The organism is Streptomyces virginiae, from assembly GCF_000720455.1.
GTDB classification, from domain to species: domain Bacteria; phylum Actinomycetota; class Actinomycetes; order Streptomycetales; family Streptomycetaceae; genus Streptomyces; species Streptomyces virginiae.
Genome location: NZ_JOAK01000010.1, coordinates 65,400 through 89,261, shown reverse-complemented (window position 1 = coordinate 89,261; position 23,862 = coordinate 65,400). Strand labels below are relative to the sequence as shown.

Genomic DNA, 23,862 nt, shown 5'->3' with positions numbered 1-23,862 from the left:
TACGGGCCCGCGATCGGCCACGAGCCCCCCTCCTGCCCGCCCGCGGCCGCCCTCCCCCGTCTCACACCCTGAGCAGCGGCACCATCACCTCGTCGATCAACGCGGCGATGTCCGAGTCCCCCCATTCGCTACCGCACACCTTGGCGCGGTACATCAGCATCGCCGGAATGACATCCACGACAAACGGACCAGTGGCGTCCGGTCGCACGTCCCCCCGCTCGATTCCACGCAGCACAAGCTCCCTGATCAGACGCTGGGCGGGCTCCTGGAGCCCGGACCAGATGACCCCGTGAAAGCGCTCCGCAGTCATGCGATCGCATTCGTGAAGGACCGACCAGAGGGCCTGCCCGGCGCGCGAGTACATGACCTCCCTGGTGCGCACGCACAGCAGGCAGAGGTCCTCACGGATCGAGCCGGAGTCGGGAATCTCACCGATCCGCGGCAGACCGGACCGCAGCGCGTCGGCCACGAGGTCCGCCTTCGAGGGCCAGCGCCGGTAGAGCGCGGCCTTGCCCGTCTGCGCACCGGCGGCGACGCCCTCCATGGTGAGCGCGTTCCAGCCGACCGTACTCAGCTGCTCCAACGCCGCGTCGAGAATCGCCCGTTCGAGTTCGGGACCCCGCCTGCGCCCCGGCGACGCCGACGACCAGCGCGAACCCACCATCTCCCCACCCTCCGACCGGCCCGAGACGCCGCCGCACGCATTTTCAGCCTTAGTGAACGCTTGCGTTCACTAACTCGGGACTCCTACCGTGGACCCCGTAGTGAACGACGACGTTCACTATTTCACTTTGGGGGGGATCCTCAGTGACAAGCTCTCAACTCGCCGCGCCCCGGATACCGGGCGCGGCGCGCCGGGAGGGACGCCCCGGTGTGGCGCTCGCCGTCATCGCCGCCTGCCAGCTCATGGTCGTCCTCGACGCGACCATCGTGAACATCGCGCTCCCGCACATCCAGACCGCACTCGACTTCAGCACCACCGACCTCTCCTGGGTGCTCAGTGCCTACACCCTCACCTTCGGCGGGCTGCTGCTGCTCGGCGGCCGGGCCGGCGACATCCTCGGCCGGCGGCGGGTCTTCCTGGCCGGAATCCTGCTCTTCACCCTGGCCTCCCTCCTCGGCGGCTTCGCGCAGGAACCGTGGCAGCTGCTCGCCGCCCGGGCCCTCCAGGGCGTCGGCGGCGCGATCGCTTCCCCGACCTCGCTCGCCCTGATCACGACGACCTTCGCCGAAGGACCTGAGCGGAACAGGGCGTTCGGGGTGTTCGCCGCCGTCTCCGCGGGCGGTGGCGCGATCGGCCTGCTGGCGGGCGGCATGCTGACCGAGTGGCTCGACTGGCGCTGGGTCCTCTTCGTCAACGTGCCGGTCGGCGCGCTGATCGCGGTGCTCACGCCGCTCTACATCAGCGAGTCCGAACGCCACCCCGGCCGTTTCGACATCGCCGGAGCGCTCACCTCCACCGGCGGTATGGCCTCGCTCGTCTACGGCTTCATCCGCGCCTCGGAGGAGGGCTGGCGCGACCCGCTCACCCTCGGCTCGTTCACCGCGGCCCTGGCCCTGCTGGCGCTCTTCGTCGTCATCGAGTCGCAGGCCCGTGAGCCGATCATCCCGCTGCGCATGTTCGCCGACCGCAACCGCACCGGCACGTACGTGATCATGCTGGGCCTCGCCGCGGCGATGTTCGGCATGTTCTTCTTCATCGTCCAGTTCGTACAGAACGTGCTGGGCTTCTCCCCGATCCAGTCGGGGCTGGGCTTCCTGCCCGTCACCGTCGCCATCGTCACCGCCGCCGGCCTCTCGCAGCGTTTCCTGCCGCGCTTCGGCCCCAAGCCCTTCATGGTCATCGGCTCCGCGCTCACCGGCACCGGGCTGGCCTGGCTGACCCTCCTGCGGACCGACAGCTCCTACCTCTCCGGCGTGCTCGGACCGATGCTGCTGTTCGGCTTCGGCATGGGCCTGAACTTCGTGACGCTGACCTTGACGGCCGTCTCCGGCGTGGACCCGAAGGAGGCCGGCGCCGCCTCCGGGCTGCTGAACGCCAGCCAGCAGGTCGGCGGCTCGCTCGGCCTGTCCATCCTGGTCACCGTCTTCGGCACGGCCAGCCGCGAGGAGGCCACCAAGCAGGTCCCGGCCTTCCTGGCCCAGGCGGATCCCGGGGCCGCGGCCGCCTTCCAGGAGACCGGACGGCTGCCCGACCCCTGGGGGGACCTCGTCCTGGCCCAGGGCATCTCCACCTCGTTCATGGCCGCCGTGGCGATGGCCGGCCTGGCCCTGGCCACCGCCCTGCTGGTGATCCGGGTGCGCAAGAGCGATCTGGAAGCCCTGGCCGGCGCCGCCGCGAAGGCCGGTCCGGCCGCCTGAGCCGCTCCCCCGCGTACGCACGGGGCCGGGCGCGGGAAACTCTCCCCGCGCCCGGCCCCGTCGGTCTCTAGTACTCGGCGCGGCTGCCGAAGGTGCCCAGGCGCGAGCAGACCTCGTACGACGCCGTCACCGGGCGCTCGCGCAGGATCTCCCGGGCCCGGTACTCGCCCATGCTCATCGCGTACCAGGGGACGTCGCCGGCCCTGGCCATGTCGTCGTTGATGCCGCGCAGGGCGCAGGACCGCCGGGGCTCGGGCAGCCGGTCCAGGGCCGGGACGGCGTCCGCCGAGAGGGACTGGAAGTAGGCCAGGTCGATCTTCCGGTCCTTCTCGAAGCGGGCCACGTTCCGCTCGGCGATCATCCCGTCCGGGGACAGCAGTCCGAAGGCCAGGACCGCGGCGGCCGCGCTGCCGGCGACCGCGCGGGGCAGCCAGCGCGCGCCGAACACCCCGGCCGCCATGATCAGTACGATGACCAGCCCGAGCCACAGCTCCATCGCGGCCACCGACACGCGCAGCCGGGTCAGGCCGTACGCGTCGACGTAGAGGTCCATGCGGCGCAGGGCGGCGGCCACCACGACGAGCGTCAGCGCACACAGGGATCCGAGGACGATCCGGACGAGGCGCCGGTCGCCGGCCCCGGAGCGCGGTGCCCAGCGCAGGGCGAGCGCGATCACGGCGAGGGTGAGCAGGGTGGCCCAGAGCAGTTGCCAGAATCCCTGGCGGGCGTATTCGGCGTAGGTGAGGCCGGTGCTGTCCAGGACCTTGTCGTAGCCGCCGAACAGAACGGCCAGCTGGACGGCGTTGAAACCGGCGAAGAGCAGGTTGAGCACGACGAGCGGAAGGGCCCATTCGACCCGAGAGCGCGGCTTGCCCGGGGCGACCTCGATGCGGTCCCACCGCAGCGGGGCGGCCGCGGTGCGGGCCGCCGCGACCGCGATCACCGCGCCGAGGACGAAGAGCATGAAGCGGATGGGCCCGTCCTCCACCGACACGTCGGGTATCAGGCCGCCCAGGAGATCGGCGAAGGCCGCGTCGGCGGAGGCGAACAGCGCGCCGAAGAGCACGAGCAGGGCCACCGCCACGGCGGCCGCCTTGGCGACGGGCAGCCAGCGGTCCTTGCCGATCCCTGCGCGCGAGCGCAGCCCCTTGAGCATCCAGGCGATGCCGGACACGGTGGAGTCGGCGAAGCCGAGCGGGCTGAGGAAGACCCCGGGCCAGGTGCGGCTGCCGTGCAGGGCGAGCGCGCCCAGCAGTACGGCGGCCAGGATCGCGAGCGTGACCGGCCACGCGGAGTCGCGCAGGGCGGGTACGGCGAGGAGCGCGAGGCAGCCGATCACCCAGGCCAGGGTCCAGGGCCGGGCCGTACGGCCGGCCGCGCGGGCGGCGACGTACGCGGCGACGACGGCGGGCGCCACCGCGAGCAGCAGCCCGGACCCCATGCCGTCGGCCAGGAGGAGCGCGGCGGCGAGGCCGGAGGCGAGGACGGCGACGAGGGTCGCGGTCCGGACGGGTGCGGCCTCGGCGGGGCGGACCACCGTGGCCCAGGAGGGCTTCACGGGTGAGTGCGCGCCCGGGGCACCCCATGGGCGCTGCTGCTGCTGCTGTCGCTGCTGGTGCTGCTGCTGTTGCCAGGCCGTCCATGCGGCGGCGTCGGCCGGTGCGCCCGGCTGCGGCCGGGCCGCGTCGGAGGACGGGCCGCCGGCCGCAGCCGGAGCCGGAGCCGGAGCCGGAGCCGCGGCCTGGGCCGGGGCCGAAGCCGCGGCCGGATCTTTGGGCGAATCCCCTGTCACGGCCTCTGCGTTGGCCGCCGCCTCGGGCCGGGCTTCGTGCGCCCCGCCGGTGTTCTCTGACATCGGGTCCCCTCCCCTGTCGGCCGCCCCGGCGTTCAGGTTGGGGCGGCGATGGGGACAGGGTAGGCAGCAGCCACAAGGTTTTGAACAGGATCAAAAGCTTGCTGTGGCAGGACCGTGACAATCGGAACGCGGGCCTTCACCCCGCGCGGAAGGCGTGGCGGGGCTACTGCGCCGACTGCGGCAGCCAGGCCGGCAGCGCCTCGGTGCGCGCCAGCCACTGGGCCGGCAGCACGGCGTCCCCGCGCGCGCCCAGCACTCCGCCCACGATCGCGCAGGTCGTGTCGACGTCCCCGCCCACCTGCGCGGTGGTCCAGAACGCCCGCTCGTAGTCGTCCAGGGCCCGGGCCGCCGACCACAGGGCGAACGGCACGGTGTCGTGGGCGCTCGTGCGCCGCCCGCAGCCCAGCACGGCCGCGACCGTGGTCGCGTCGCCGTAGTCCAGCATGTCCCGAGCACGCCGCAGCCCGGCCCCGACCGCGCTGCGGGGCACGAGCGCGATCACCCCGTCCAGCAGATCGGCCGCCTTCGGCGGGGCCTGCGTACCCGCGGCCAGCGCGGCCGCCGCGGCGACGGCCATCGCACCGCACACCGCCTCGCGGTGCTGGTGGGTCGTGTAGGCGGAGATCTCCGCCTGGTGCGTGGCCTGCTCCGGGTCGTCGGCGTACCAGGCGCCGAGCGGTGCGATCCGCATGGCGGCGCCGTTGCCCCACGAGCCCTGCCCGTTGAACAGTTCGGCGGCCAGCGTGCGCCAGTCCTCGCCCTCGCGCACCAGGCGCAGCATCCGGTTCACCGCGGGCCCGTAGCCCCGGTCGAAGTCGTGGTGGTGCGCGAAGGACATCGCGAGCGCGTCCTGATCGATCCGACCGTGGCCGGCCAGCACGGCCACCACCGAGCAGGCCATCTCGGTGTCGTCGGTCCACTGCCACGTCTCGGTGCCGGTGGGCACCTCGCGCCGCTTGAGCAGCGGGTAGTTCACGGGAACGAAGTACTGGGAGCCGAGGGCGTCACCCAGCGCCAGCCCGCGGAGGCTGGCCATGGCGCGTGCGTAGCGCCGTTCGGGAGTGGAGTCAGGCGTCATCGCGGGTCACTCTAGCCGTCCAGGTCATAAGGCTCCGGTGTGGTCCACCGCTCAAACGGGCGGTCCATCCGGTACCGGCCGTCGGGACCCAGCAGGAGCATCCGGAAATCGCCGTTCCCGGGGTTGGACAGGGCCTCGAATTCGGCCACCGACCAGTGGAACCAGCGCATGCAGAACAGCCGCATCGTCAGCCCGTGCGTCACCAGGAGCACGTTCTGGGGATGGTCCGGGGCTTCGAAGCTGCGGTAGAGGCTTTCCAGGAAGGACCCGACCCGGTCGTACACGTCGGCCCCCGACTCGCCCTGCGCGAAGCGGTAGAAGAAGTGCCCGTAGGCGTCCCGGTAGGCCTTCTGGAGCCGTACGTCCGCCCGGTCCTGCCAGTTGCCCCAGTCCTGCTCGCGCAGCCGGGGCTCCTCCCGCATCCGGACCCGTGTGGGGTCGAGCCCGAGCTCGCGGAAGGTCTGCAGGGTCCGGCGGTAGGGGGAGACGTACGCGCTGATGGTCTCGTTGCCGAAGATCTCGCGCAGCCGGACCCCGGCCGCCGCGGCCTGCTCCCGGCCGTTGCGGGTCAGCCGCAGGGCGTGGTCGGGCTCCCTCTCGTACACCGAGTCGTCGGCGTTTCCCTCCGATTCCCCGTGTCGGACAAGGACGATGCGCCGTGGTCGAACCATCCCACGACCCTATTCGGCCACGGCCGGACCGGCCGACCGGGCACGCCGGTCGGCCTGGCGCTCGTCATACGGTCACACCGTCCAGGACGGTTCGAGGTCGACGACGTCCCCGGTGAGGGCTTCCACGTCCGCCTGGATCTGGGCGCGCAGGGACAGCCGCTCGACCCGCTCCTGCCGGTATTTGCCGTGCTCGGCGGCGGCGTGCCACATGGAGAGCACCAGGAACTCCCGGCCCGGGGCCTCCCCGAAGAGGCCCCGGATCATGCCGGGCGAGCCAGCCATGGCCGGGTTCCACACCTTCTCCTGCATGAGGGCGAAGTGGTCGACCCGGCCCTCCCGGACGCGGGTGTGCGCGACCCGGACCACGTCGGCATCGGTGAAGCGCGGCTCGAAGCCGGTCTTCACGTCGAAGCGGTGGTCGAAGAGGGTGACCCGCAGATCGGTGTAGGTACCGTGCTGGGCCGCGGCCAGTCTGTCGTGGGAGCGCGCCATGAAGGAGTCGTAGAAGGACCGGCTCTCCCAGAACGCGAAGACATGCGCGACCCCCTGCCGGCCTCTGCTCCAGCCGCCGCCCTGCCCCCGGAATCCCGGCTCGCCCGGCAGCCCCGCCCATTTTCGCTGTCCGCGCTCGAACCCGCGTCGGTCCGTCACCGTGCAGCGAATCCACTTGACCAGCACTGCGCCATCGTACGGGCCAGGCGCGGCCCCGGTCAGTCCCCGGCGCGGTACATCCCCACCAGTTCCGCCGCGTCCCGATCGGGCAGGCGAAGACCGAACTCCCGGTCGAGCACGGCGAGGAGATCGTCCGGTGCGACCAGGCGCCGCTCGGTGCTCCCGTCGGGGTGCAGGGCGGTGAGTTCCCGCCCGACGAGCGCCCGGCGGACGTCGTCGCCGGGACGCTGCACGACGACCCGCCCGACGAAGGAGGAGCGGGGGTGACCGGAGCTGTAGTGGTTGAGCACGACGTAGTCGACGGGGTGGTAGCGCTGCGGCGAGAAGGCGTACAGGTCACGCCAGGCCTCCCCGCGCAGCATGCACAGCGCGAGGACCCCGTCCGCCTCCTCGCGGATGCGGTACGTCCACTTCCCCTGCTCCACCTCGGCACCGGGGCGCCCCAGCGGAACCGGCTCGCAGGGCCCCTGGTGGCCGAACCCGGCGTCGCACAGCCATTCCTCACCGTCGACGGTCACGACGAGGACCGCATGGGTCACCGCCAGCAGCGCGTCCCCGCGGGTGCGGTTGCGGGCCCCGCGCCCCGTGACCTCGAAGCCGATCCGCTCCAGGGCGGCGGCCAGCAGCGAGTTCTGCTCGTAGCAGTAGCCTCCGCGACGGCCGTGCACGAGCTTCTCCTCGATCGACGGGACGTCCAGCGCGACGGGGCGGCCGAGCAGGACGTCCAGGCTCTCGAAGGTGATGGCGGCGGTGTGGGCCCGGTGCACTGCGTACAACGTCGGCAGGTCCGGCCGGAGTTCCCCCACCGCCCCGGAACCGTCCCCGAGGCCGATCCGCGCCAGGTACGCGTCCAGGTCCAGCTCGTCACCGCTCCACATGTTCCCCATCTCCCCTGTTCCCCCGCTGCCTTCCGGCCCCGCACGGCCCGGGAAATCCCGGGCAGGGGCACGTCCGCGCCCCGCACAATGATCGCCATGACCGCCCTGCACACCAACCCGCTCTTCGCCCGCCTCGCCGATGCCGAACGGATCCTCGTGGCGGGCGCGGGCGGCGGCTTCGACGCCTACTCCGGCCTCCCCGTCGGGTCGGCTACGGGCGCGGACGACGTCGAATGCCGCGGTCCCCCGCCCCGCCGGCCCCGTACGATTCGCGGAAGACGTTGCGCTCCCGGGCACGCCGGCCTGGATGGCGCCGGCCCTCCGCCGGATAGCCGACCGACACCAGCAGGGCGATGGCCAGGTCGTCGCGGCCGGCGATCCCGATCACCTTCTTCACCTTCGCCTCGTCCCAGCCGTTCATGGGCGAAGTCGCCAGGCCCATCTCCGTAGCGGCGAGCATCACGAAGGAGGCCGCGATCACGGCGTCCTTGACCGCGTACTCCCGGAGCAGACCCCGCTGGTCGAGATCCTTCTGGAAGGCCCGTGACGCGGCGGAGAACATCTCGATGAACTCGTCGTTCCAGGCTCCGCTGCGGCGCGCCTGCTCGTGGACATCGCTGTGGTCGTCACGCCACGCCTGGGGCTCGGCGACGAAGACCAGTACGACCGGAGCCTCTTGCGGCTGGGGCTGGCCCCCCGTGGCCCATGCCAGTCCCGCACGGCCCTCGTCCGAGAGGACCGCAACGATCGACCGGTCCTGCAGGTTCCAGCTGGTGGGGGCCTCAACGGCCAGATCGAGCAGTGCGTCGAGCGTGGCCCGCGGGACGGGGTCGGGCCGATAGTGGCGGACGGTGCGGCGGGTGCGGATCGCTTCTGCGACGGACATCGTGGGACTCGTCATGCCACTCACTATTGGAGAGTCACTCTTCATCGGGAAGAGGGCACCTTTTTGTGCGTTACTCTCCCCGCATGAAAACCACTGTGGAATCGTCCGGGCTGCCGGCCGATGTCTACTCCGCGAAGTGCCCTACACGCCAGGTCCTCGATCACATCTCCGGCAAGTGGACCATCCTGGTCGTGGACGCCCTCCTCGAAGGCACCCTGCGGTACACCGAGTTGAGCCGGCGCATCGAGGGCGTATCACAGAAGATGCTCACTCAGACCCTGCGCGGCCTCGAAGCCGACGGGTTCGTCGCCCGCACCGTGTACCCCACCGTTCCGCCCCGCGTCGAATACGACCTGACGGAGCTCGGCCGCAGCCTCGCCGAGCCGATCACCGCGCTCCGTCAGTGGACGGAAACCCATATCAACGAGATCGAACGGGCCCGGGCCCGGGCCACGCCGGAGGCCGGCAAGGCCCCCTGAGGCCGCGGAACGCCGAAGGGGCGCCGGCCCATGGCCGACGCCCCTTCCTGCCGGAGATCACGCTCCGGGTTCAGCCGCGCCGGGTGTCGCACCCGACGCGATACCGCTGGTGTCAGCTGCAGCCGCTGGTGGAGCCGCAGCCCTCGCAGATGTAGCAGGAACCGGCGCGCTGCATCTTCGTACCGCAGGAGAAGCAGAGCGGGGCGTCCGCGGAGACGCCGAGCTGCATCTCGACCAGTTCGGCGCTGCTGTGGGCCGTCTTCCGCTCCGGGGCCGGGACGGCGACCGGGGCCTGCTTCGGGGCCGAAGGCACCGCGGCGAGCGGGGCGGACTGGGCCAGCGCCTCGGTGTCCAGCTCCTCGTCGAGCGGCTCGTAGGAGCCGGTCTCCAGGTGGCGCTGGCGCTCCTCGGCGGTGTGGATGCCGAGGGCCGAGCGGGTCTCGAAGGGCAGGAAGTCCAGCGCCAGGCGACGGAAGATGTAGTCGACGATCGACTGCGCCATCCGCACGTCCGGGTCGTCCGTCATGCCGGCCGGCTCGAAGCGCATGTTGGTGAACTTCGAGACGTAGGTCTCCAGCGGCACGCCGTACTGGAGGCCGACCGAGACGGCGATCGAGAAGGCGTCCATCATGCCCGCGAGGGTCGAGCCCTGCTTGGACATCTTCAGGAAGACCTCGCCCAGACCGTCGTCCGGGTAGGAGTTCGCGGTCATGTAGCCCTCGGCGCCGCCCACCGTGAAGGAGGTGGTGATGCCCGGGCGGCCCTTGGGGAGGCGCTTGCGGACGGGGCGGTACTCGATGACCTTCTCGACGGCGGCGCGGATGGTCTCCTCCGTCTTGGCGGTGACCTCCTCCTTCTCCTCCTCCTTCTTCTTGGCGGAGAGGGGCTGGCCGACCTTGCAGTTGTCGCGGTAGATCGCCAGCGCCTTGACGCCGAGCTTCCACGCCTCGAAGTAGATCTCCTCGATCTCCTCGACGGTCGCCGACTCCGGCATGTTGACCGTCTTGGAGATAGCGCCGGAGATCCAGGGCTGGATCGCGGCCATCATGCGGACGTGGCCCATCGCGGAGATGGAACGCTCGCCCATGGCGCAGTCGAAGACCTCGTAGTGCTCGGTCTTCAGACCCGGGGCGTCCACGACCACGCCGTGCTCGGCGATGTGGGCGACGATCGCCTCGACCTGCTCCTCCTGGTAGCCCAGACGGCGCAGGGCCTGCGGGACGGTGCCGTTGACGATCTGCATCGAGCCGCCGCCGACGAGCTTCTTGAACTTCACCAGGGCCAGGTCCGGCTCGACACCGGTGGTGTCGCAGGACATCGCGAGACCGATGGTGCCGGTCGGCGCGAGGACGGAGGCCTGGGAGTTGCGGAAGCCGTTCTTCTCGCCGAGGCGCAGGACGTCCTGCCAGGCCTCGGTGGCCGCGGCCCAGATCGAGTTGTCCAGGTCGTCGGTGCGCGGCGCGACGGTGTTGGCGTCGGCGTGCTGCTTCATGACGCGCTTGTGCGCCTCGGCGTTGCGGGCGTAGCCGTCGTACGGGCCGACGATGGCGGCCAGCTCGGCGGAGCGCTTGTACGCGGTACCGGTCATCAGCGAGGTGATCGAGGCGGCGAGGGTGCGGCCGCCGTCCGAGTCGTACGCGTGGCCGGTGGCCATCAGCAGGGCGCCGAGGTTGGCGTAGCCGATGCCCAGCTGGCGGAAGGCGCGGGTGTTCTCGCCGATCTTCTGCGTCGGGAAGTCCGCGAAGCAGATGGAGATGTCCATCGCGGTGATGACGAGCTCGACGACCTTGGCGAAGCGCTCGGCGTCGAAGGACTGGTCGCCCTTGCCGTCGTCGTTGAGGAACTTCATCAGGTTCAGCGAGGCGAGGTTGCAGGACGTGTTGTCCAGGTGCATGTACTCGCTGCAGGGGTTGGACGCGGTGATGCGGCCGGACTCGGGGCAGGTGTGCCAGTTGTTGATCACACCGTCGTACTGGATGCCCGGGTCGGCGCAGGCCCACGCGGCCTCGGCCAGCTTGCGGAAGAGCGCCTTGGCGTCGACCTTCTCGATGACCTCGCCGGTCATGCGGGCACGCAGGCCGAACTCGGTGCCGTTCTCGACGGCCGTCATGAACTCGTCGTTCACGCGGACGGAGTTGTTGGCGTTCTGGTACTGGACGGACGTGATGTCGTCGCCGCCCAGGTCCATGTCGAAGCCCGCGTCGCGCAGCGCGCGGATCTTCTCCTCCTCCTTCACCTTGGTCTCGATGAAGGCCTCGACGTCCGGGTGGTCCACGTCCAGGACGACCATCTTGGCCGCGCGGCGGGTGGCGCCGCCCGACTTGATCGTTCCAGCGGACGCGTCGGCGCCGCGCATGAAGGAGACCGGGCCGGAGGCGTTGCCGCCGGAGGAGAGGAGCTCCTTGGAGGAGCGGATGCGGGAGAGGTTCAGGCCGGCGCCGGAGCCGCCCTTGAAGATCATGCCCTCTTCCTTGTACCAGTCGAGGATCGACTCCATGGAGTCGTCGACGGACAGGATGAAACAGGCGGAGACCTGCTGCGGCTGGGGCGTGCCGACGTTGAACCACACCGGGGAGTTGAAGCTGAAGATCTGGTGCAGGAGGGCGTAGGTCAGCTCGTGCTCGAAGATCTCCGCGTCGGCGGGCGAGGAGAAGTAGTCGAAGTCCTCGCCGGCCTTCGTGTACGTCTTCACGATCCGGTCGATCAGCTGCTTCAGACCGGTCTCGCGCTGCGGGGTGCCGACCGCGCCGCGGAAGTACTTGCTGGTGACGATGTTGACCGCGTTCACCGACCAGAAGTCGGGGAACTCGACGCCGCGCTGCTCGAAGTTGACCGAGCCGTCGCGCCAGTTGGTCATGACGACGTCACGGCGCTCCCAGTTCACCTCGTCGTAAGGGTGCACGCCGGGGGTGGTGTGGATGCGCTCGATACGCAGGCCGCCCTTGGCAGCCTTGGTCCCCTTGGCGCGGGAACCACGTGCCGAGCTGCTCGCCGTCTCTGTCATGCCGCTGCCTCCCATATGCGGGCAAAAACGCCCTAAAGTGCCAGCGATATTCCGCGGCACAGTGCTGTGTCTCTGTATCTACGTCTCTTCGCACGGCCGACCGGCCGCGACCCGGTGCACGAGCACCACGCCGCGGGCAGCCCGGTCAGTCGGCGGCGGAGGCGGGCACGGGGACCGAACCGGTCCCGCCGTGCTCGCACTCTTCAGGGTGAGGCCGCGGCACGCGCAGTTCCGCGATGGCGGTCTCGAAGTCTTCGAGGGTGTCGAACGCTTTGTAAACGGACGCGAACCGCAGGTACGCGACCAGATCGAGTTCCTGCAACGGGCCGAGTATGGCCAGACCCACGTCGTGGGTGGTCAGCTCGGCGCTCCCGGTGGCGCGCACCGCCTCCTCGACCCGCTGGCCGAGCTTGGCGAGGGCGTCCTCGGTGACCGGCCGCCCCTGGCACGCCTTGCGCACGCCGGAGATGACCTTGGTACGGCTGAAGGGTTCGGTCACCCCGCTGCGCTTGATCACCATCAGCGAGGCCGTCTCCACCGTCGTGAAGCGACGGGAGCAGTCGGGGCACTGACGGCGCCGGCGGATCGACGTACCGTCGTCCGTGGTGCGGCTGTCGACGACGCGGCTGTCGGGGTGCCTGCAGAAGGGGCAGTGCATGGTTCCCTCACCCTCCTTCTCGGCACGACTGAATCACCCCACAGGGCCCCTGAACGACGGAGACGGGCTCTGTCGGGGGCTCGCGGAGCAGCCACAAGCATATGCGATCCCAGGAGTCTCAGCGGACCCAGGGACCACAACTTCTGGGTGGCCGCGCTCATCCAACCACTAGATCTTGGGTTGCGGTGGATTTGGATGCCTCTGCGTGTCGGGGCGTCCGATAGCCGGATACGAGGTCTCCCGGTGCCACACTGTGCGCAGGGCCGGACGGCGGCGACCCGACCGGGAAGGGTACCGTAAGCAGCGGGGAACGGACCGAACCCGCGTTCGTCGATCCGATCGCCCATACACCCCGCGATTTACCCACGCAGGGCGATCTGCGATTTTTCACTCGAACGTGTGTTTGGCGCAACCTTTCGAAAGCAACTACCGTTGTCCAGCTAGGGAGAACATTTCGAGAGGGGCCGACCGACGTGACCACGACCGCAGACAGTGCCGCCATCACTGCCCAGAACCGCTCCCAGAGCCGACTTGAGCCGGTGCATGCCATGAACGACGCAAACCTGAACCCGGATGCGGAGGCCGCAGTGCGCCCCGCACGCTCGCTGCCAGGTCGACCTCCAGGCATCCGCGCCGACAGCTCCGGGCTCACGGACCGGCAGCGGAGGGTCATCGAGGTCATTCGCGACTCCGTGCAGCGGCGGGGTTACCCGCCGTCGATGCGGGAGATCGGCCAGGCCGTCGGCCTGTCCAGCACGTCGTCGGTGGCACACCAGCTGATGGCCCTGGAGCGCAAGGGCTTCCTGCGTCGCGACCCGCACCGGCCCAGGGCCTATGAGGTGCGCGGCTCGGACCAGCCCAGCTCGCAGCCCACGGACACCACCGGCAAGCCCGCCGCCTCCTACGTTCCCCTGGTCGGCCGGATCGCGGCCGGCGGCCCGATCCTCGCCGAGGAGTCGGTCGAGGACGTGTTCCCGCTCCCCCGCCAGCTCGTCGGCGACGGTGAGCTCTTCGTCCTCAAGGTCGTCGGCGACTCGATGATCGAAGCCGCCATCTGCGACGGCGACTGGGTCACCGTCCGCCGCCAGCCCGTCGCCGAGAACGGCGACATCGTCGCCGCGATGCTGGACGGCGAAGCCACCGTCAAGCGCTTCAAGCGCGAGGACGGCCACGTCTGGCTCCTCCCGCACAACGCCGCCTACCAGCCGATCCCCGGCGACGAGGCGACCATCCTCGGCAAGGTCGTCGCGGTCCTGCGCCGCGTCTGACCCCGCCGCTCCCTAGCCAGCCCCCGGGACCCACTGCGCCGGTCCCGGGGGTTGTTCTGTCTTCTCTCTTCTCTACTTGCCGTCGGCCTGGGCCGTCGCGTCGATCGCGGCGAGCGAGCGGCGGACCTGGTTGCGGTCCGTGGTGTACCAGAAGTCCGGCAGCGTGGCCCGCAGGAAGCTCCCGTACCGGGCCGTGGCCAGGCGGGGGTCCAGGACCGCGACGACGCCACGGTCCCCCGTGGCTCGCACGAGCCGGCCCGCACCCTGCGCCATCAGCAGGGCGGCGTGCGTGGCGGCGACGGCCATGAAGCCGTTCCCCCCGTGTTCTTCCACCGACTTCTGGCGGGCGCTCATCAGCGGGTCGTCGGGGCGCGGGAAGGGGATCCGGTCCATGACGACCAACTGGCAGCTGGGACCGGGCACGTCCACGCCCTGCCACAGTGACAGCGTTCCGAACAGGCAGGTCTTCGGGTCGGCGGCGAAGGCCTTGATCAGTTCGCCGAGCGTCTCCTCGCCCTGGAGCAGGATCGGGTTGTCGATCCTGCCGCGCAGCTCCTCGGCGGCCGCCTTGGCGCCGCGCATGGAGGAGAACAGCCCGAGGGTGCGGCCGCCCGCCGCCTCGATCAGCTCGGCGAGCTCGTCCATCATGTCGCCTCGGGTGCCCTCGCGTCCCGGCGTGGCCAGGTGCTTGGCGACGTACAGGATGCCCTGCTTCGGGTAGTCGAAGGGCGAGCCGACGTCCAGGCCCTTCCACACGGGCACGTCGTCCCCCTCGACGCCCTCCGGGGACAGCCCCAGGGACGCGGCGACACCGTTGAAGTCGCCGCCGATCTTCAAGGTGGCCGAGGTCAGGACCACCGAACGGTCCTCGAAGAGCTTTTCGCGCAGCAGCCCCGACACCGACAGCGGGGCGACCCGGAGGGTGGCGCCGAAGCGGTCGTGGCGCTCGTACCAGACGACGTCGTACTCGGAGCCGTTCGTGATCCGCTCCGCCACGGTGTGGATGCTCTCCACCGCCGCCAGGGCCTGCTTGCGGACCGCGTCCTCGTCGTGGACGGACTTGTCGCGGGTGGCGCCGATCGCCGAGATCACATTGCGCGCGGCGTCCCGCAGGGACATCAGGGCGTAGCCGAGGTCCTCGGGGATCTGCTCCAGGCGGCCCGGGAGCGCCAGCTCCATCACGCGCTCGAAGGATTCGGAGGCGGTCTGGAGCGCGTCCGCGGTCTTCTCGTCGACCAGCTTGGCGGCGCGCTTCACCGCTCGGTTGACCTGGCCGGGAGTGAGCTCGCCGGTCGCGACACCGGTCACCCGGGAGACCAGCTCGTGGGCCTCGTCCACGATCAGCACCTCGTGCTGCGGCAGCACCGGCGCGCCCTCGATGGCGTCGATGGCCAGCAGCGCGTGGTTGGTGACGACCACGTCCGCGAGCTTGGCCCGCTCACGCGCGGCCTCGGCGAAGCACTCGGCTCCGTACGCGCACTTCGTCGCGCCCAGGCACTCGCGGGAGGAGACGGAGATCTGCGACCAGGCCTTGTCCGAAACGCCCGGTGTCAGGTCGTCCCGGTCGCCGGTTTCCGTCTCGTCGGCCCAGTCACGCAGGCGCAGCAGGTCCTTGCCGAGCTTGCTCGTGGGGGTGGCCGCCTCGAACTGGTCGAAGAGGCCCTCCTCCTCGTCCTGCGGAGCGCCCTCGTGCAGGCGGTGCAGGCACAGGTAGTTGGACCGGCCCTTGAGCATGGCGAACTGCGGCCGGCGGCGCAGCTGCGGGTGCAGTGCGTCTACCGTCCGGGGCAGGTCACGCTCGACGAGCTGCCGCTGGAGGGCGAGGGTCGCGGTGGCCACGACCACGCGCTCGCCGTGGGCGAGGGCCGGCACCAGGTAGCCGAGGGACTTACCGGTGCCGGTTCCCGCCTGGATGAGCCGGTGGGAGGTGTCGTCGATTGCTTCGGCGACGGCTTCGGCCATGGCCACCTGGCCGGGGCGCTCCGTACCGCCGACGGCGGAGACGGCGGCGTGCAGCAGGTCGGGGAGGGAGGGCTTCGTCATAGCACTGCCAACCCTACGGGGCCCCGCTGACACCGGGTGCACACCGGCGGGGATTCATGGCCGGTGGAGGGGGTTGGGCACGGTGCCGTACTGCACGGCGTGCGGGCGGTCGGGGCGGTCGCGGTAGCCGTCCTCGTACAGCCGGTTCCTGTTCAGACACAGCCGTGTGATGCGCTCGCCGAGCAGGTCGAACAGCTCGTAGCGGTCCTTCAGCTCCGGGAAGCGGGCCTGGTGGCGCAGGATCTCGGCCCGTACGAGCGACCAGAAATCGCTCTCCGGGACGCCGAGGCGGTCCTCGCAGAGGGCCGACAGGTAGCGGAATACTCCGATGAACAGACCGGAATGGATGAACTGCGGCAGGAAGTCGGCGGGCTCGGTGAGCAGGACGGCCCGGACCTCGGCGGGCACGGAGGCCAGCTCAGGCAGCGGCTCGTCACTGATGTTGACGTCGTCCACGAAGTCCTTGACCGCGAGGCGGACCGGTACGTCGTGCTCGTCGAAGATCACGACGGCGTTCTCGCCGTGCGGGGAGAAGACGGTGCCGTAGCGGTACAGGAAATGGAGCAGCGGGGGCAGGACGGCTGCGAAGAGCCGCTGCAGCCAGACGGCGGGCGTCAGGCCGGAGCGGGCGACGAGCTCGGCGGTGAAGGACCGGCCGCGCGCGTCGGTGTGGAGAAGTGAGGCGAGCGTGCGGGCGCGCTCCCCCGCGGCGAGGAGGCCGGTGAGGGGCTCGCGCCAGATCGCGCCGAGGAGCTCCTTGTACTGGTACGGGACCTCGGGGAGCCGGTCGTACACGGGGTGGCGGACGGTGACGGATGCGACCTCGCCGAGCAGGACGACCCGGCACTCGTCGCGCAGGAAGGGGTCGGCGTCGCGGAGGGAGTGGATCCAGGCGGTGACGGCGGGGGCCGCGAGGGCGAGGTCGGAGGGCAGTCCGCGCCAGACCATGGTGTTGAAGACGGACAAGGGGAGTTTGACGCTGTGCCGGTCGGGCCGGCTGAGGTTGAGGAACGTGCGGATCGACTGCTGGGGCAGGCGGACGTCCGGATCGGCGGGGAGCGGGACGAGGTCGCCGGAGGCGAGCGCCGGGGCGAAGAGGGGGACGACGACCTCGTCCCACTGCCAGGGGTGCACGGGGAAGTAGAGGTAGCGCAGCGGGTCGAGGCCGCGGTCGCGGAGGGTCTGGTCGAAGGCCGCGCGGGTGGCCGGGTCGAGCTCGGCGCAGTAGAGGCGGGCGGGGTCCTCCAGACCTGCGGTCCCGCGGTAGGCGGCGAGCGAGGTGTGGGCGGCGAGCCAGGGCAGGCGCTGGCGGTTGCGGGCCTCGGGGGCCCAGGCCGCGGTGTCGGAGGAGGACAGTCCGATGCGGCCCTTGTTCAGGACGAGCCAGGGGTGTCCGGTCTGGTGGCCTTCGAGGGCGGCGTAGTCGAGGTCGGCGAGGACGTCGGCGGTGAGGGCGGTGTGGTCGATCCGCGCGTCGGCTGCCAGGGTGGCGCTCAGCTCGCGGACGAGGTGGCCGAGGGTGGCTCCGTCGAGGCCGAGGAGGGTGCGGGCGCGGACGAGGAAGTCGTACGGGTCCCCGAAGGAGGCCGGGGCGGCCGGTGCGGGCGGGGGCGGGATGAGGGTGATGGAGTCCGGGGTGACGTGCCAGCTGCCGTACGCGCGGCGGCGGGCGCGGAAGCCGAGGACGCTGCCGTCGTCGAGGGTCAGCGTCCATGCGTCGCCGGCGGCGGCCGGGGCGGGGACGGGGCGGATGATCTCCTCGTAGGCGAATTCGGCGAGCATCTTGGCGAGGAGCCTGCGGGCGGCGAAGTCCCAGGTCGGGAGCGTGAGTTCGGGCGGCGTGCAGGGGTGCTGGGGCAACGGCGGCAGGACCGGCTGCGTCGGGTCGGGGGCTGCGGGGAAGTTCGGCACGGGACTCCTCGAAGATCGGGAACTTTGCTGCGCGACGCAGAGTTTTCGAAGGGAGAGGTGCGGAGCGACGACGGCGGTCGGGGCGTGCGGGGCGGCGATCAGAGGAGATTGCGCAGCACCCGTTCCCGGACCATCAGGGCGGCGCGCTTCTCGGGAAGATCGATTTCCGCATGGCAGCGGAAGCCTGAGCCGAGGAAGGCCGATACGGAGGGGGTGTTGCGGATGTCCGGTTCCGCGACGACGCGTGTGCAGCGGGGGCGGTTGCCGAGTACCAGGTCGGCGACGGCACGGAGCAGGGTCGTGCCCAGCCCGCGGCCCCGGTTCGTGCCGTCTCCGATGAGCAGGTGGATACCCGTGTCGTGGGGGCGCGCCGGGTAGTGGCGGGAGAGCGGGTCGAGGTCGGCCCGGTAGATCTCCCAGTAGCTCATCGGCGTGCCGTCGAGGAGGCCGAGGCAGGGGATGCTCCGGCCGTCGCCGTCGAGCTGGGACCGCAGGTGGGCCGCGGTGACCGCGGCGGGGCCGGCGAGCTCCCAGTAGGCGGCCACTTCGGGATCGTTCATCCACGCGGTGAGGAGCTCCAGGTCTCGGCCCGGCCGTACGGGTTCGAGGCGGAAGGCCCCGGCCCGGGTGGTGACGCTGCCCCAGGTGGCCGGTGAATCGAGCAGGTCGGCCTCGGCGAGCAGGGGCAGCAGGTCGACGTCGAGTCGATGTGCGTGGGTGTGCCGGCGGGCGCCGTAGGCGTCGACCGCGTCAGCGGCGTCGAGGCCGGGTCCGGCGAGACCGGCGGCGGTGTCCGTGAGGCGCATCGGGGGCTCTCCTCCGCGTCGGGCGCCGACGCGTCAATCGTGAAGGGGGTTGGTGATGGTGACGTAGACGGACTGGGTGTCGACGGGGCCGACCAGCTCGTCGAGACCGCCCAGGCGGGTGAGCAGGTTCGCCTTGCAGCGCAGGGTGGGCGAGTCGAGCAGCCGTGTGGGGAGCGGGCCGAGGCCCGCGGCCTTGGCGAGGAAGCGGCGGAAGGCGGCGAGGAGGACGCGTTCGTCGGCGAGGCGCTGGGAGCCGAAGGCACCGATCAGGCCGAGGACGTTGTTGATGCCGAGGTAGTAGGCGAAGCGTTCGTCGGTGACGGAGTCGGAGACGAAGGTGTCGCTGCGGCCGCCGATGCCGGGGAGGCGTTGCTCCAGTTCCGCGCGGCGGGATTCGCGGAAGTAGTAGCCCTGGTTGTCGCGGTAGCGGCCGCCGGTGGGCCAGCCGGCCGGGTCGAGGAGGACCAGCGTGTTCTGTTGGTGCGCTTCGAGGGCGATGCCGGCGAGGGAGTCGAAGGCGAGGACGGGCAGGACCACGTGGTCGAGGTAGCGCAGGAACCACTCGGCGGCGACCGCTGAGGTGGTGTGTCCGGTGGCGGAGGCGAGAGCGGTGACGATCTCGGCGAGCCGGGAGCTCATGGTGGTCCGGCCGGGCCATGGGCGGGGAGAGGTGAGCGCGGCGATGCAGACGGCGTCGTCGCCCGAGCGGAAGGGGTTGTGACGGAGCAGGGCGTCGAGGCCGGGGACGGGGGTGCCGTCCGGGGCGTCCACGGCCACCCAGGCGGGGTCGCGGACGATGTCGAAGCCGGGGTGGGCCGCCTGCCACTGCTCGGTGAGGCCGGTGCGGAGCAGCCGGTGCACCTCCACGCCTCGGTGGAGTTCCTTGCGGAGGTTCTCGCGGCGGGAGTTGGTGATGCGCAAGGCCAGGGAGAGCTTCAGCATCGCGGGGGCGCCCGGCCGGTGGACGGTGCGGACGGACGAGGTCGGGTACCAGGCCTCTCCGTGCGGGCCCAGGTCGTGCAGGAGCCCCGCGTCGCGGAGGGCGGTGACGGAGGGGCGCTGGAGGAGTTCGCGGGCCTGCCAGGGATGCAGGGGAAGGGGGGTGGTGCCGTTGGGCAGCGGAAGTCCGGGGGCGAGTCGGCCGAGGAGCTGTGGCGCGGAGACGGGGCGGCCGCGCTCGGTCCATGCGGATTCGGTGGCGAGTGCGGAGGGATCGACCGCGAACCAGTGCAGGGGAAAGGAGCCGTGGAGTTCGGGTGAGTAGCGACGGGCCTCGGTCTCGGAGAGTCCTTCGCGGCTCTTCGGGTCCGGCTGGAGGGGGTGGCCGAGGAGGAGCGACTGTTCGGCGGTGAGGAAGCGGTCCGCGCAGGCGGGGGCCGGGGCGGTGGGACGCTCTCGCCGGTCGGCGATGAACTCGGTGGTACGGCGCACCGAGTCGGCGACCCGGCCGACGAGGTCGGAGCTGCCGCGGCCGTCGCCCGCACCCTCACGGGCGATGAGCGCGGCGAGGGTGACGGCGTCCAGGCACGGCGCGGTGGCGGCGGTGCCTTCGAGGCGGGCGGGGCCGAAGCGGTGCCAGCCCGCGTGGGACCAGTGGCGGACACCGACCAGCACGGCGGTGCCGGATGCGGGAAGGGGGATGCGCAGGGGGCTGCCGGTGGGGCCGTCGGGGCGGTGGAGTCCGGATTCGCGGACCCAGCACCGCAGGAGGTTCTCCACTGCCGCGGCTTCGGCGGCGAGGGCCGGGTCGGGGTGGTCCAGGGGGTCGGGTCCGGCGGTCGGCTCCGGTCGGATGAAGCCCGGCCAGCCGGTGCGGGCTCTGGGCGTGCCGTCTTTCTGCCGCGGCACGGTGGCGGTCGCCCCGGCGTCGGCCGTGGCGGGCTGCGGGAACGGCACGGCGGGGGTCGAGGCCGCTGTCGGGGGGTGCTCGGCCGTGGTCCCGTCGGTGTGGGCGTCGGCGGCGGGGCGATGCCCGGTGGCCGTTTCGGCCGAGGGGGTGTGCGGGTCAGCGGCCTGGACGTGCTCCGCGCTACGGGGCGTGGCGGCGGCGGGCGGGGCCGGCGCGCCGGTGGCAGGGGCGGGCGCGGTGGGCGGCTGCACCGGGGCAGGGTCCCGTACGGGGTCGGCGGTGGCCGCGGGTGCGGCGGCGGGCGCCGGCGCCGGCCCCGGGGCGCAGGCTCCGGGCTCGGGGCGCGGGGGCGCCGTCCGGGCCGGGTCGGGCAGGGGCTGCGGGTGAGCCGGCCCTTCCGGGGCGGCCTCGGGCGGGGAGGCGTTGGAAGCCGGGTTTTCCGGAAGGGGGTTGGGCTGGATCGGCGTGAGAGGAGTGGTCGGGGTGAGGGGAGTGGTCGGGGTGAGGGGAGTGGTCGGGGTGGACTGGTGCGGCTCTGGCATCACGGGTCCTCCGGTGCGGGTCAGCGGGGCCGTCGGGCAGCGGCCGGGATGGCGTCGGCCAGGCGGTCGAGGACCGCCGCGGCCTGCTCGTCGGTGAGGGTCAGCGGTGGGAGCAGGCGGACCACGGCGCTGTGGCGGCCGCCGAGTTCGACGATCAGGCCGCGTTCCAGGCACTCCTGGCGGACGGCCGCGGCGAGGGCCGGTGCGGCGGCCCCGGTGTCGGGATCGACGAGTTCGAGGCCGATCATCAGGCCGCGGCCCCGGACGTCCCCGATGCAGGGCTGCCCGGCGGCCAGGCCGCGCAGGGCCGCCGTCATCCGGTCGCCGAGGACGGCGGCGCGTTCCGCGAGCCGGTTCTCACGGACGAAGGCGAGCGTGGCGGTGCCGGCGGCCATGGCGAGCTGGTTGCCGCGGAAGGTGCCGGCGTGGGCTCCGGGTGCCCACACGTCCAGGCCCGACCGGTACACGATCACCGCGAGGGGCAGGCTGCCGCCGATCGCCTTGGACAGGACCATCACGTCGGGCACCACCCCGGCGTGGTCGACGCCCCAGAAGGCTCCGGTCCGGCCGACCCCCGTCTGGACCTCGTCGGCGATGAGGGGGATCCCCCTCGACGCGGTGATCTCGCGGATGCGGCGCAGCCAGCCGTCCGGTGCGGGGTTGACCCCGCCCTCGCCCTGCACGGGTTCGACGATCAGGCCGGCGGGGAGGGGGATGCCGCCCTTGGGGTCGTCGAGCAGGTTCTCCGTCCAGCGCGCGGCGAGTTCGGCTCCCTCGGGCCCGCCGACGCCGAACGGGCAGCGGAAGTCCTGCGGGTAGGGAAGCCGGGTCACCCGGCCATCGGCGGCGCCGCCCGAGGCTTCCAGGGCGCCGGCGGTCATGCCGTGGTAGGCCCCGGTGAAGGCGAGCAGTCCGCAGCGGCCGGTCGCGGTGCGGACCAGTTTGAGGGCGGCCTCCACGGCGTCCGTGCCGGCGGGCCCGCAGAACTGGATGCGCGCGTCGGCGGCCAGCGCCGGCGGCAGGTTGGCGAACAGCTCGGTGGTGAAGGCGTCCTTGACCGGTGTGGCGAGGTCCAGGACGTGGAGCGGCGCACCCGAGTCGAGGACGCCGCGGACGGCTTCCAGGACCACCGGGTGGTTGTGCCCGAGCGCGAGGGTGCCGGCGCCGGAGAGGCAGTCGAGGTAACGCCGGCCGTCGGCGCCCTCGATGGTCAGCCCGCGCGCCCGTACCGGGACGATGGGCAGGGAGCGGGCGTACGTCCGGGCCGCGGACTCCCGCTGCGCCTGCCTGCGCAGGATGCCGTCGGGGCCTGCCGCCCGGCCGGTCTGCGGCGGCACTTGGGGCGTTGCCCGGGGCTCTCCTTGCGGCATTTCCTGCGGCGGGGCCTGTGTCGCGGCCGCCGCCCCGGCAGGCTCGGTGAATGCCACGAGTGTCGCTCCTCCCGCACTGACTTCACTTACGGATTGCGCTTCGAACACCAACGCTCCCCCATCCCCCGTACGTACCAACGACGGTGACGGCGACGGATCACGGGTGGAGGCAAGATCCTTGGTACTCAAGAAATGAGCAAAAGGAACCACTGACCCGGGCTGTGTCGTCCTCGGCGGCAGCGGCATAGTGGGGGGCTCCACTCCACGCCTCGAACCTCCAGGGGGACGAACGACATGCGACCGAACCGACCGGTCACCGCGACGCTGTGCGCGGCCGCCCTCGTGCTGACCGCCGCTGCCTGCGGCCCCGGCGACGGGGAGGCCGGCGCCGACGCCAAGCCGACCGTGGCGGCGAGCCTGCCGAACACGGACGGGATCAAGATCCCGGACCAGCTCAAGCAAAAGCTCAAGGAACGCGGCATCGACCTGGAGAAGTGGAAGGGGGGTGAGTGGAAGAACTGGAAGCAGGAGGACTGGCTCCGCGAAGCGGGCGACTACATAAACCCGATCATCGAGGACCTCTGGGACCCGGACCGCATGCGTGACGCGGAGCAGCCGCAGCGCCCGTCCGTCGACCCGGACGCGGGCAGGGACCAGGGCGTCACCGACCCGACCCCGGCGCCGGTCGCGGCCAAGCCCGCCAACGCGCCCTACCACCAGAGCGTTCCGGAGTCCGGCAAGGTCTTCTTCGACGGCCCCGAGGGCTCGATGGTCTGCTCGGCGACCGTCGTCAAGGACCCCGCACACCCCGGCAAGTCGAACATGGTCTGGACCGCGGGGCACTGCGTGCACGCGGGCAAGGCCGGCGGCTGGTACCGCAACATCGCCTTCGTGCCCTCCTACAACAACGCGGGCAAGCCGTCGGCGCAGCTCAAGGGCGCGCCCCGTGAGCAGGTGGCCCCGTTCGGCGTGTGGTGGAGCGACTGGGCGCAGACCTCCGACCAGTGGATCGCGACCGGTGGTCCGACCGGCGGCGCGGGCGCTCCGTACGACTTCGCCGTGCTGCACGTGACGCCCGAGAAGGGCAGTGGCAAGTCCCTTGAGGAGACGGTCGGTTCGGCGCTCCCGGTGGAGTTCGCGGCGCCCGCCGTGCCGAAGGTGGCGAGCCTGACGGCGACGGGTTACCCGGCGGCGGCCCCGTTCGACGGCCAGAAGGCCTTCCAGTGCACGGACAGGCCGGGCCGGCTGACCCTGAGGGCGAACGAGCCGGTGATGTACCGCATCGGCTGCACGATGACCGGCGGCGCCTCGGGCGGCGGCTGGGTCGCCGCGGGCGCCGACGGCAAGCCGGCGCTGGTGTCGAACACCTCGATCGGCCCGGCCAAGGCGGGCTGGCTGGCCGGACCGCGGCTGGGTCCGGAGGCGAAGGGCATCTTCACCGCGGTCAGCAACAAGTTCAAGTAGCCGCTGGCCGGCAGCCGGTGGCCGCCGGCAGACCGCCCGGAGCGATGACGAACCACTGAGGGCCCCC

Annotated in this window: 18 protein-coding genes and 1 pseudogene; 5 read left to right on the top strand and 14 right to left on the bottom strand. The window is 71.7% G+C overall.

The window, feature by feature from the left end:
• Positions 1–61: 61 nt before the first annotated feature.
• Entirely contained in the window at positions 62–664 is a 603-nt protein-coding gene (locus IG86_RS0117280) for a TetR/AcrR family transcriptional regulator (protein ID WP_030897731.1), read from the bottom strand.
• Positions 665–807: 143 nt separating this feature from the next.
• Between IG86_RS0117280 and IG86_RS0117275 the strand changes: the two genes are divergently transcribed.
• A complete protein-coding gene (locus IG86_RS0117275) occupies positions 808–2,361 on the top strand; it encodes an MFS transporter (protein WP_030897730.1) in 1,554 nt (517 codons plus the stop codon).
• Between the two features lie 67 nt (positions 2,362–2,428).
• On the opposite strand, the gene IG86_RS0117270 is transcribed toward IG86_RS0117275, so the two are convergent.
• From IG86_RS0117270 to IG86_RS0117250, 5 genes are all read right to left on the bottom strand, one after another.
• Positions 2,429–4,216: a DUF4153 domain-containing protein gene (locus IG86_RS0117270; RefSeq protein WP_030897727.1), complete on the bottom strand. Its 1,788-nt coding sequence runs from the start codon at positions 4,214–4,216 to the stop codon at positions 2,429–2,431.
• A 163-nt stretch (positions 4,217–4,379) separates the two neighbouring features.
• A complete protein-coding gene (locus IG86_RS0117265; protein ID WP_030821285.1) occupies positions 4,380–5,294 on the bottom strand; it encodes an ADP-ribosylglycohydrolase family protein in 915 nt (304 codons plus the stop codon).
• 11 nt (positions 5,295–5,305) lie between these two features.
• Positions 5,306–5,965, bottom strand: a complete 660-nt coding sequence (locus IG86_RS0117260) for a histidine phosphatase family protein (protein ID WP_030821283.1) — start codon at positions 5,963–5,965, stop codon at positions 5,306–5,308.
• 72 nt (positions 5,966–6,037) lie between these two features.
• Positions 6,038–6,643, bottom strand: a complete 606-nt coding sequence (locus IG86_RS0117255; protein WP_030650343.1) for a YdbC family protein — start codon at positions 6,641–6,643, stop codon at positions 6,038–6,040.
• A 32-nt stretch (positions 6,644–6,675) separates the two neighbouring features.
• Positions 6,676–7,524, bottom strand: coding sequence for an arylamine N-acetyltransferase family protein (locus IG86_RS0117250; protein WP_030821281.1), 849 nt, complete (start codon positions 7,522–7,524; stop codon positions 6,676–6,678).
• A gap of 87 nt (positions 7,525–7,611) precedes the next feature.
• Between IG86_RS0117250 and IG86_RS45700 the strand changes: the two are divergent.
• Positions 7,612–7,719: pseudogene (locus IG86_RS45700) on the top strand (DUF1152 domain-containing protein); the annotation flags it as partial.
• A 7-nt stretch (positions 7,720–7,726) separates the two neighbouring features.
• Here IG86_RS45700 and IG86_RS0117245 read toward each other — a convergent pair.
• Positions 7,727–8,416 (bottom strand): nitroreductase family protein, encoded by a 690-nt coding sequence (locus IG86_RS0117245; RefSeq protein WP_037848131.1) that lies wholly within the window; start codon positions 8,414–8,416, stop codon positions 7,727–7,729.
• Between the two features lie 68 nt (positions 8,417–8,484).
• Between IG86_RS0117245 and IG86_RS0117240 the strand changes: the two genes are divergently transcribed.
• Positions 8,485–8,880 (top strand): winged helix-turn-helix transcriptional regulator, encoded by a 396-nt coding sequence (locus IG86_RS0117240; protein ID WP_045937237.1) that lies wholly within the window; start codon positions 8,485–8,487, stop codon positions 8,878–8,880.
• A 112-nt stretch (positions 8,881–8,992) separates the two neighbouring features.
• Here IG86_RS0117240 and IG86_RS0117235 read toward each other — a convergent pair whose 3' ends face one another.
• Both IG86_RS0117235 and nrdR read right to left on the bottom strand, forming a co-directional pair.
• The gene (locus tag IG86_RS0117235) at positions 8,993–11,884 is read right to left on the bottom strand and encodes a vitamin B12-dependent ribonucleotide reductase (RefSeq protein WP_030821265.1); all 2,892 of its coding nucleotides are present in this window, start codon (positions 11,882–11,884) and stop codon (positions 8,993–8,995) included.
• A gap of 145 nt (positions 11,885–12,029) precedes the next feature.
• Positions 12,030–12,542, bottom strand: coding sequence for a transcriptional regulator NrdR (gene nrdR / locus IG86_RS0117230; protein WP_030821262.1), 513 nt, complete (start codon positions 12,540–12,542; stop codon positions 12,030–12,032).
• Positions 12,543–13,015: 473 nt separating this feature from the next.
• Between nrdR and lexA the strand changes: the two genes are divergently transcribed.
• Positions 13,016–13,810 (top strand): transcriptional repressor LexA, encoded by a 795-nt coding sequence (gene lexA / locus IG86_RS0117225; RefSeq protein ID WP_030027001.1) that lies wholly within the window; start codon positions 13,016–13,018, stop codon positions 13,808–13,810.
• A 72-nt stretch (positions 13,811–13,882) separates the two neighbouring features.
• Here lexA and IG86_RS0117220 read toward each other — a convergent pair whose 3' ends face one another.
• The 5 genes from IG86_RS0117220 to IG86_RS0117200 form a co-directional block, all read right to left on the bottom strand.
• The gene (locus IG86_RS0117220) at positions 13,883–15,853 is read right to left on the bottom strand and encodes an ATP-dependent DNA helicase (protein WP_030821259.1); all 1,971 of its coding nucleotides are present in this window, start codon (positions 15,851–15,853) and stop codon (positions 13,883–13,885) included.
• Between the two features lie 54 nt (positions 15,854–15,907).
• Positions 15,908–17,764, bottom strand: coding sequence for an IucA/IucC family protein (locus IG86_RS0117215; RefSeq protein ID WP_030897720.1), 1,857 nt, complete (start codon positions 17,762–17,764; stop codon positions 15,908–15,910).
• Positions 17,765–17,862: 98 nt separating this feature from the next.
• Positions 17,863–18,570: a GNAT family N-acetyltransferase gene (locus tag IG86_RS0117210; RefSeq protein WP_078848561.1), complete on the bottom strand. Its 708-nt coding sequence runs from the start codon at positions 18,568–18,570 to the stop codon at positions 17,863–17,865.
• A 33-nt stretch (positions 18,571–18,603) separates the two neighbouring features.
• On the bottom strand, positions 18,604–20,961 hold the full coding sequence (locus IG86_RS0117205) for an IucA/IucC family protein (protein WP_078905933.1): 2,358 nt from the start codon (positions 20,959–20,961) through the stop codon (positions 18,604–18,606).
• 20 nt (positions 20,962–20,981) lie between these two features.
• On the bottom strand, positions 20,982–22,331 hold the full coding sequence (locus IG86_RS0117200; protein ID WP_078848560.1) for a diaminobutyrate--2-oxoglutarate transaminase family protein: 1,350 nt from the start codon (positions 22,329–22,331) through the stop codon (positions 20,982–20,984).
• Between the two features lie 294 nt (positions 22,332–22,625).
• Here IG86_RS0117200 and IG86_RS0117195 point away from each other — a divergent pair, with 294 nt between their 5' ends.
• Entirely contained in the window at positions 22,626–23,795 is a 1,170-nt protein-coding gene (locus IG86_RS0117195) for a trypsin-like serine peptidase (RefSeq protein ID WP_030897715.1), read from the top strand.
• Positions 23,796–23,862 lie beyond the last annotated feature (67 nt).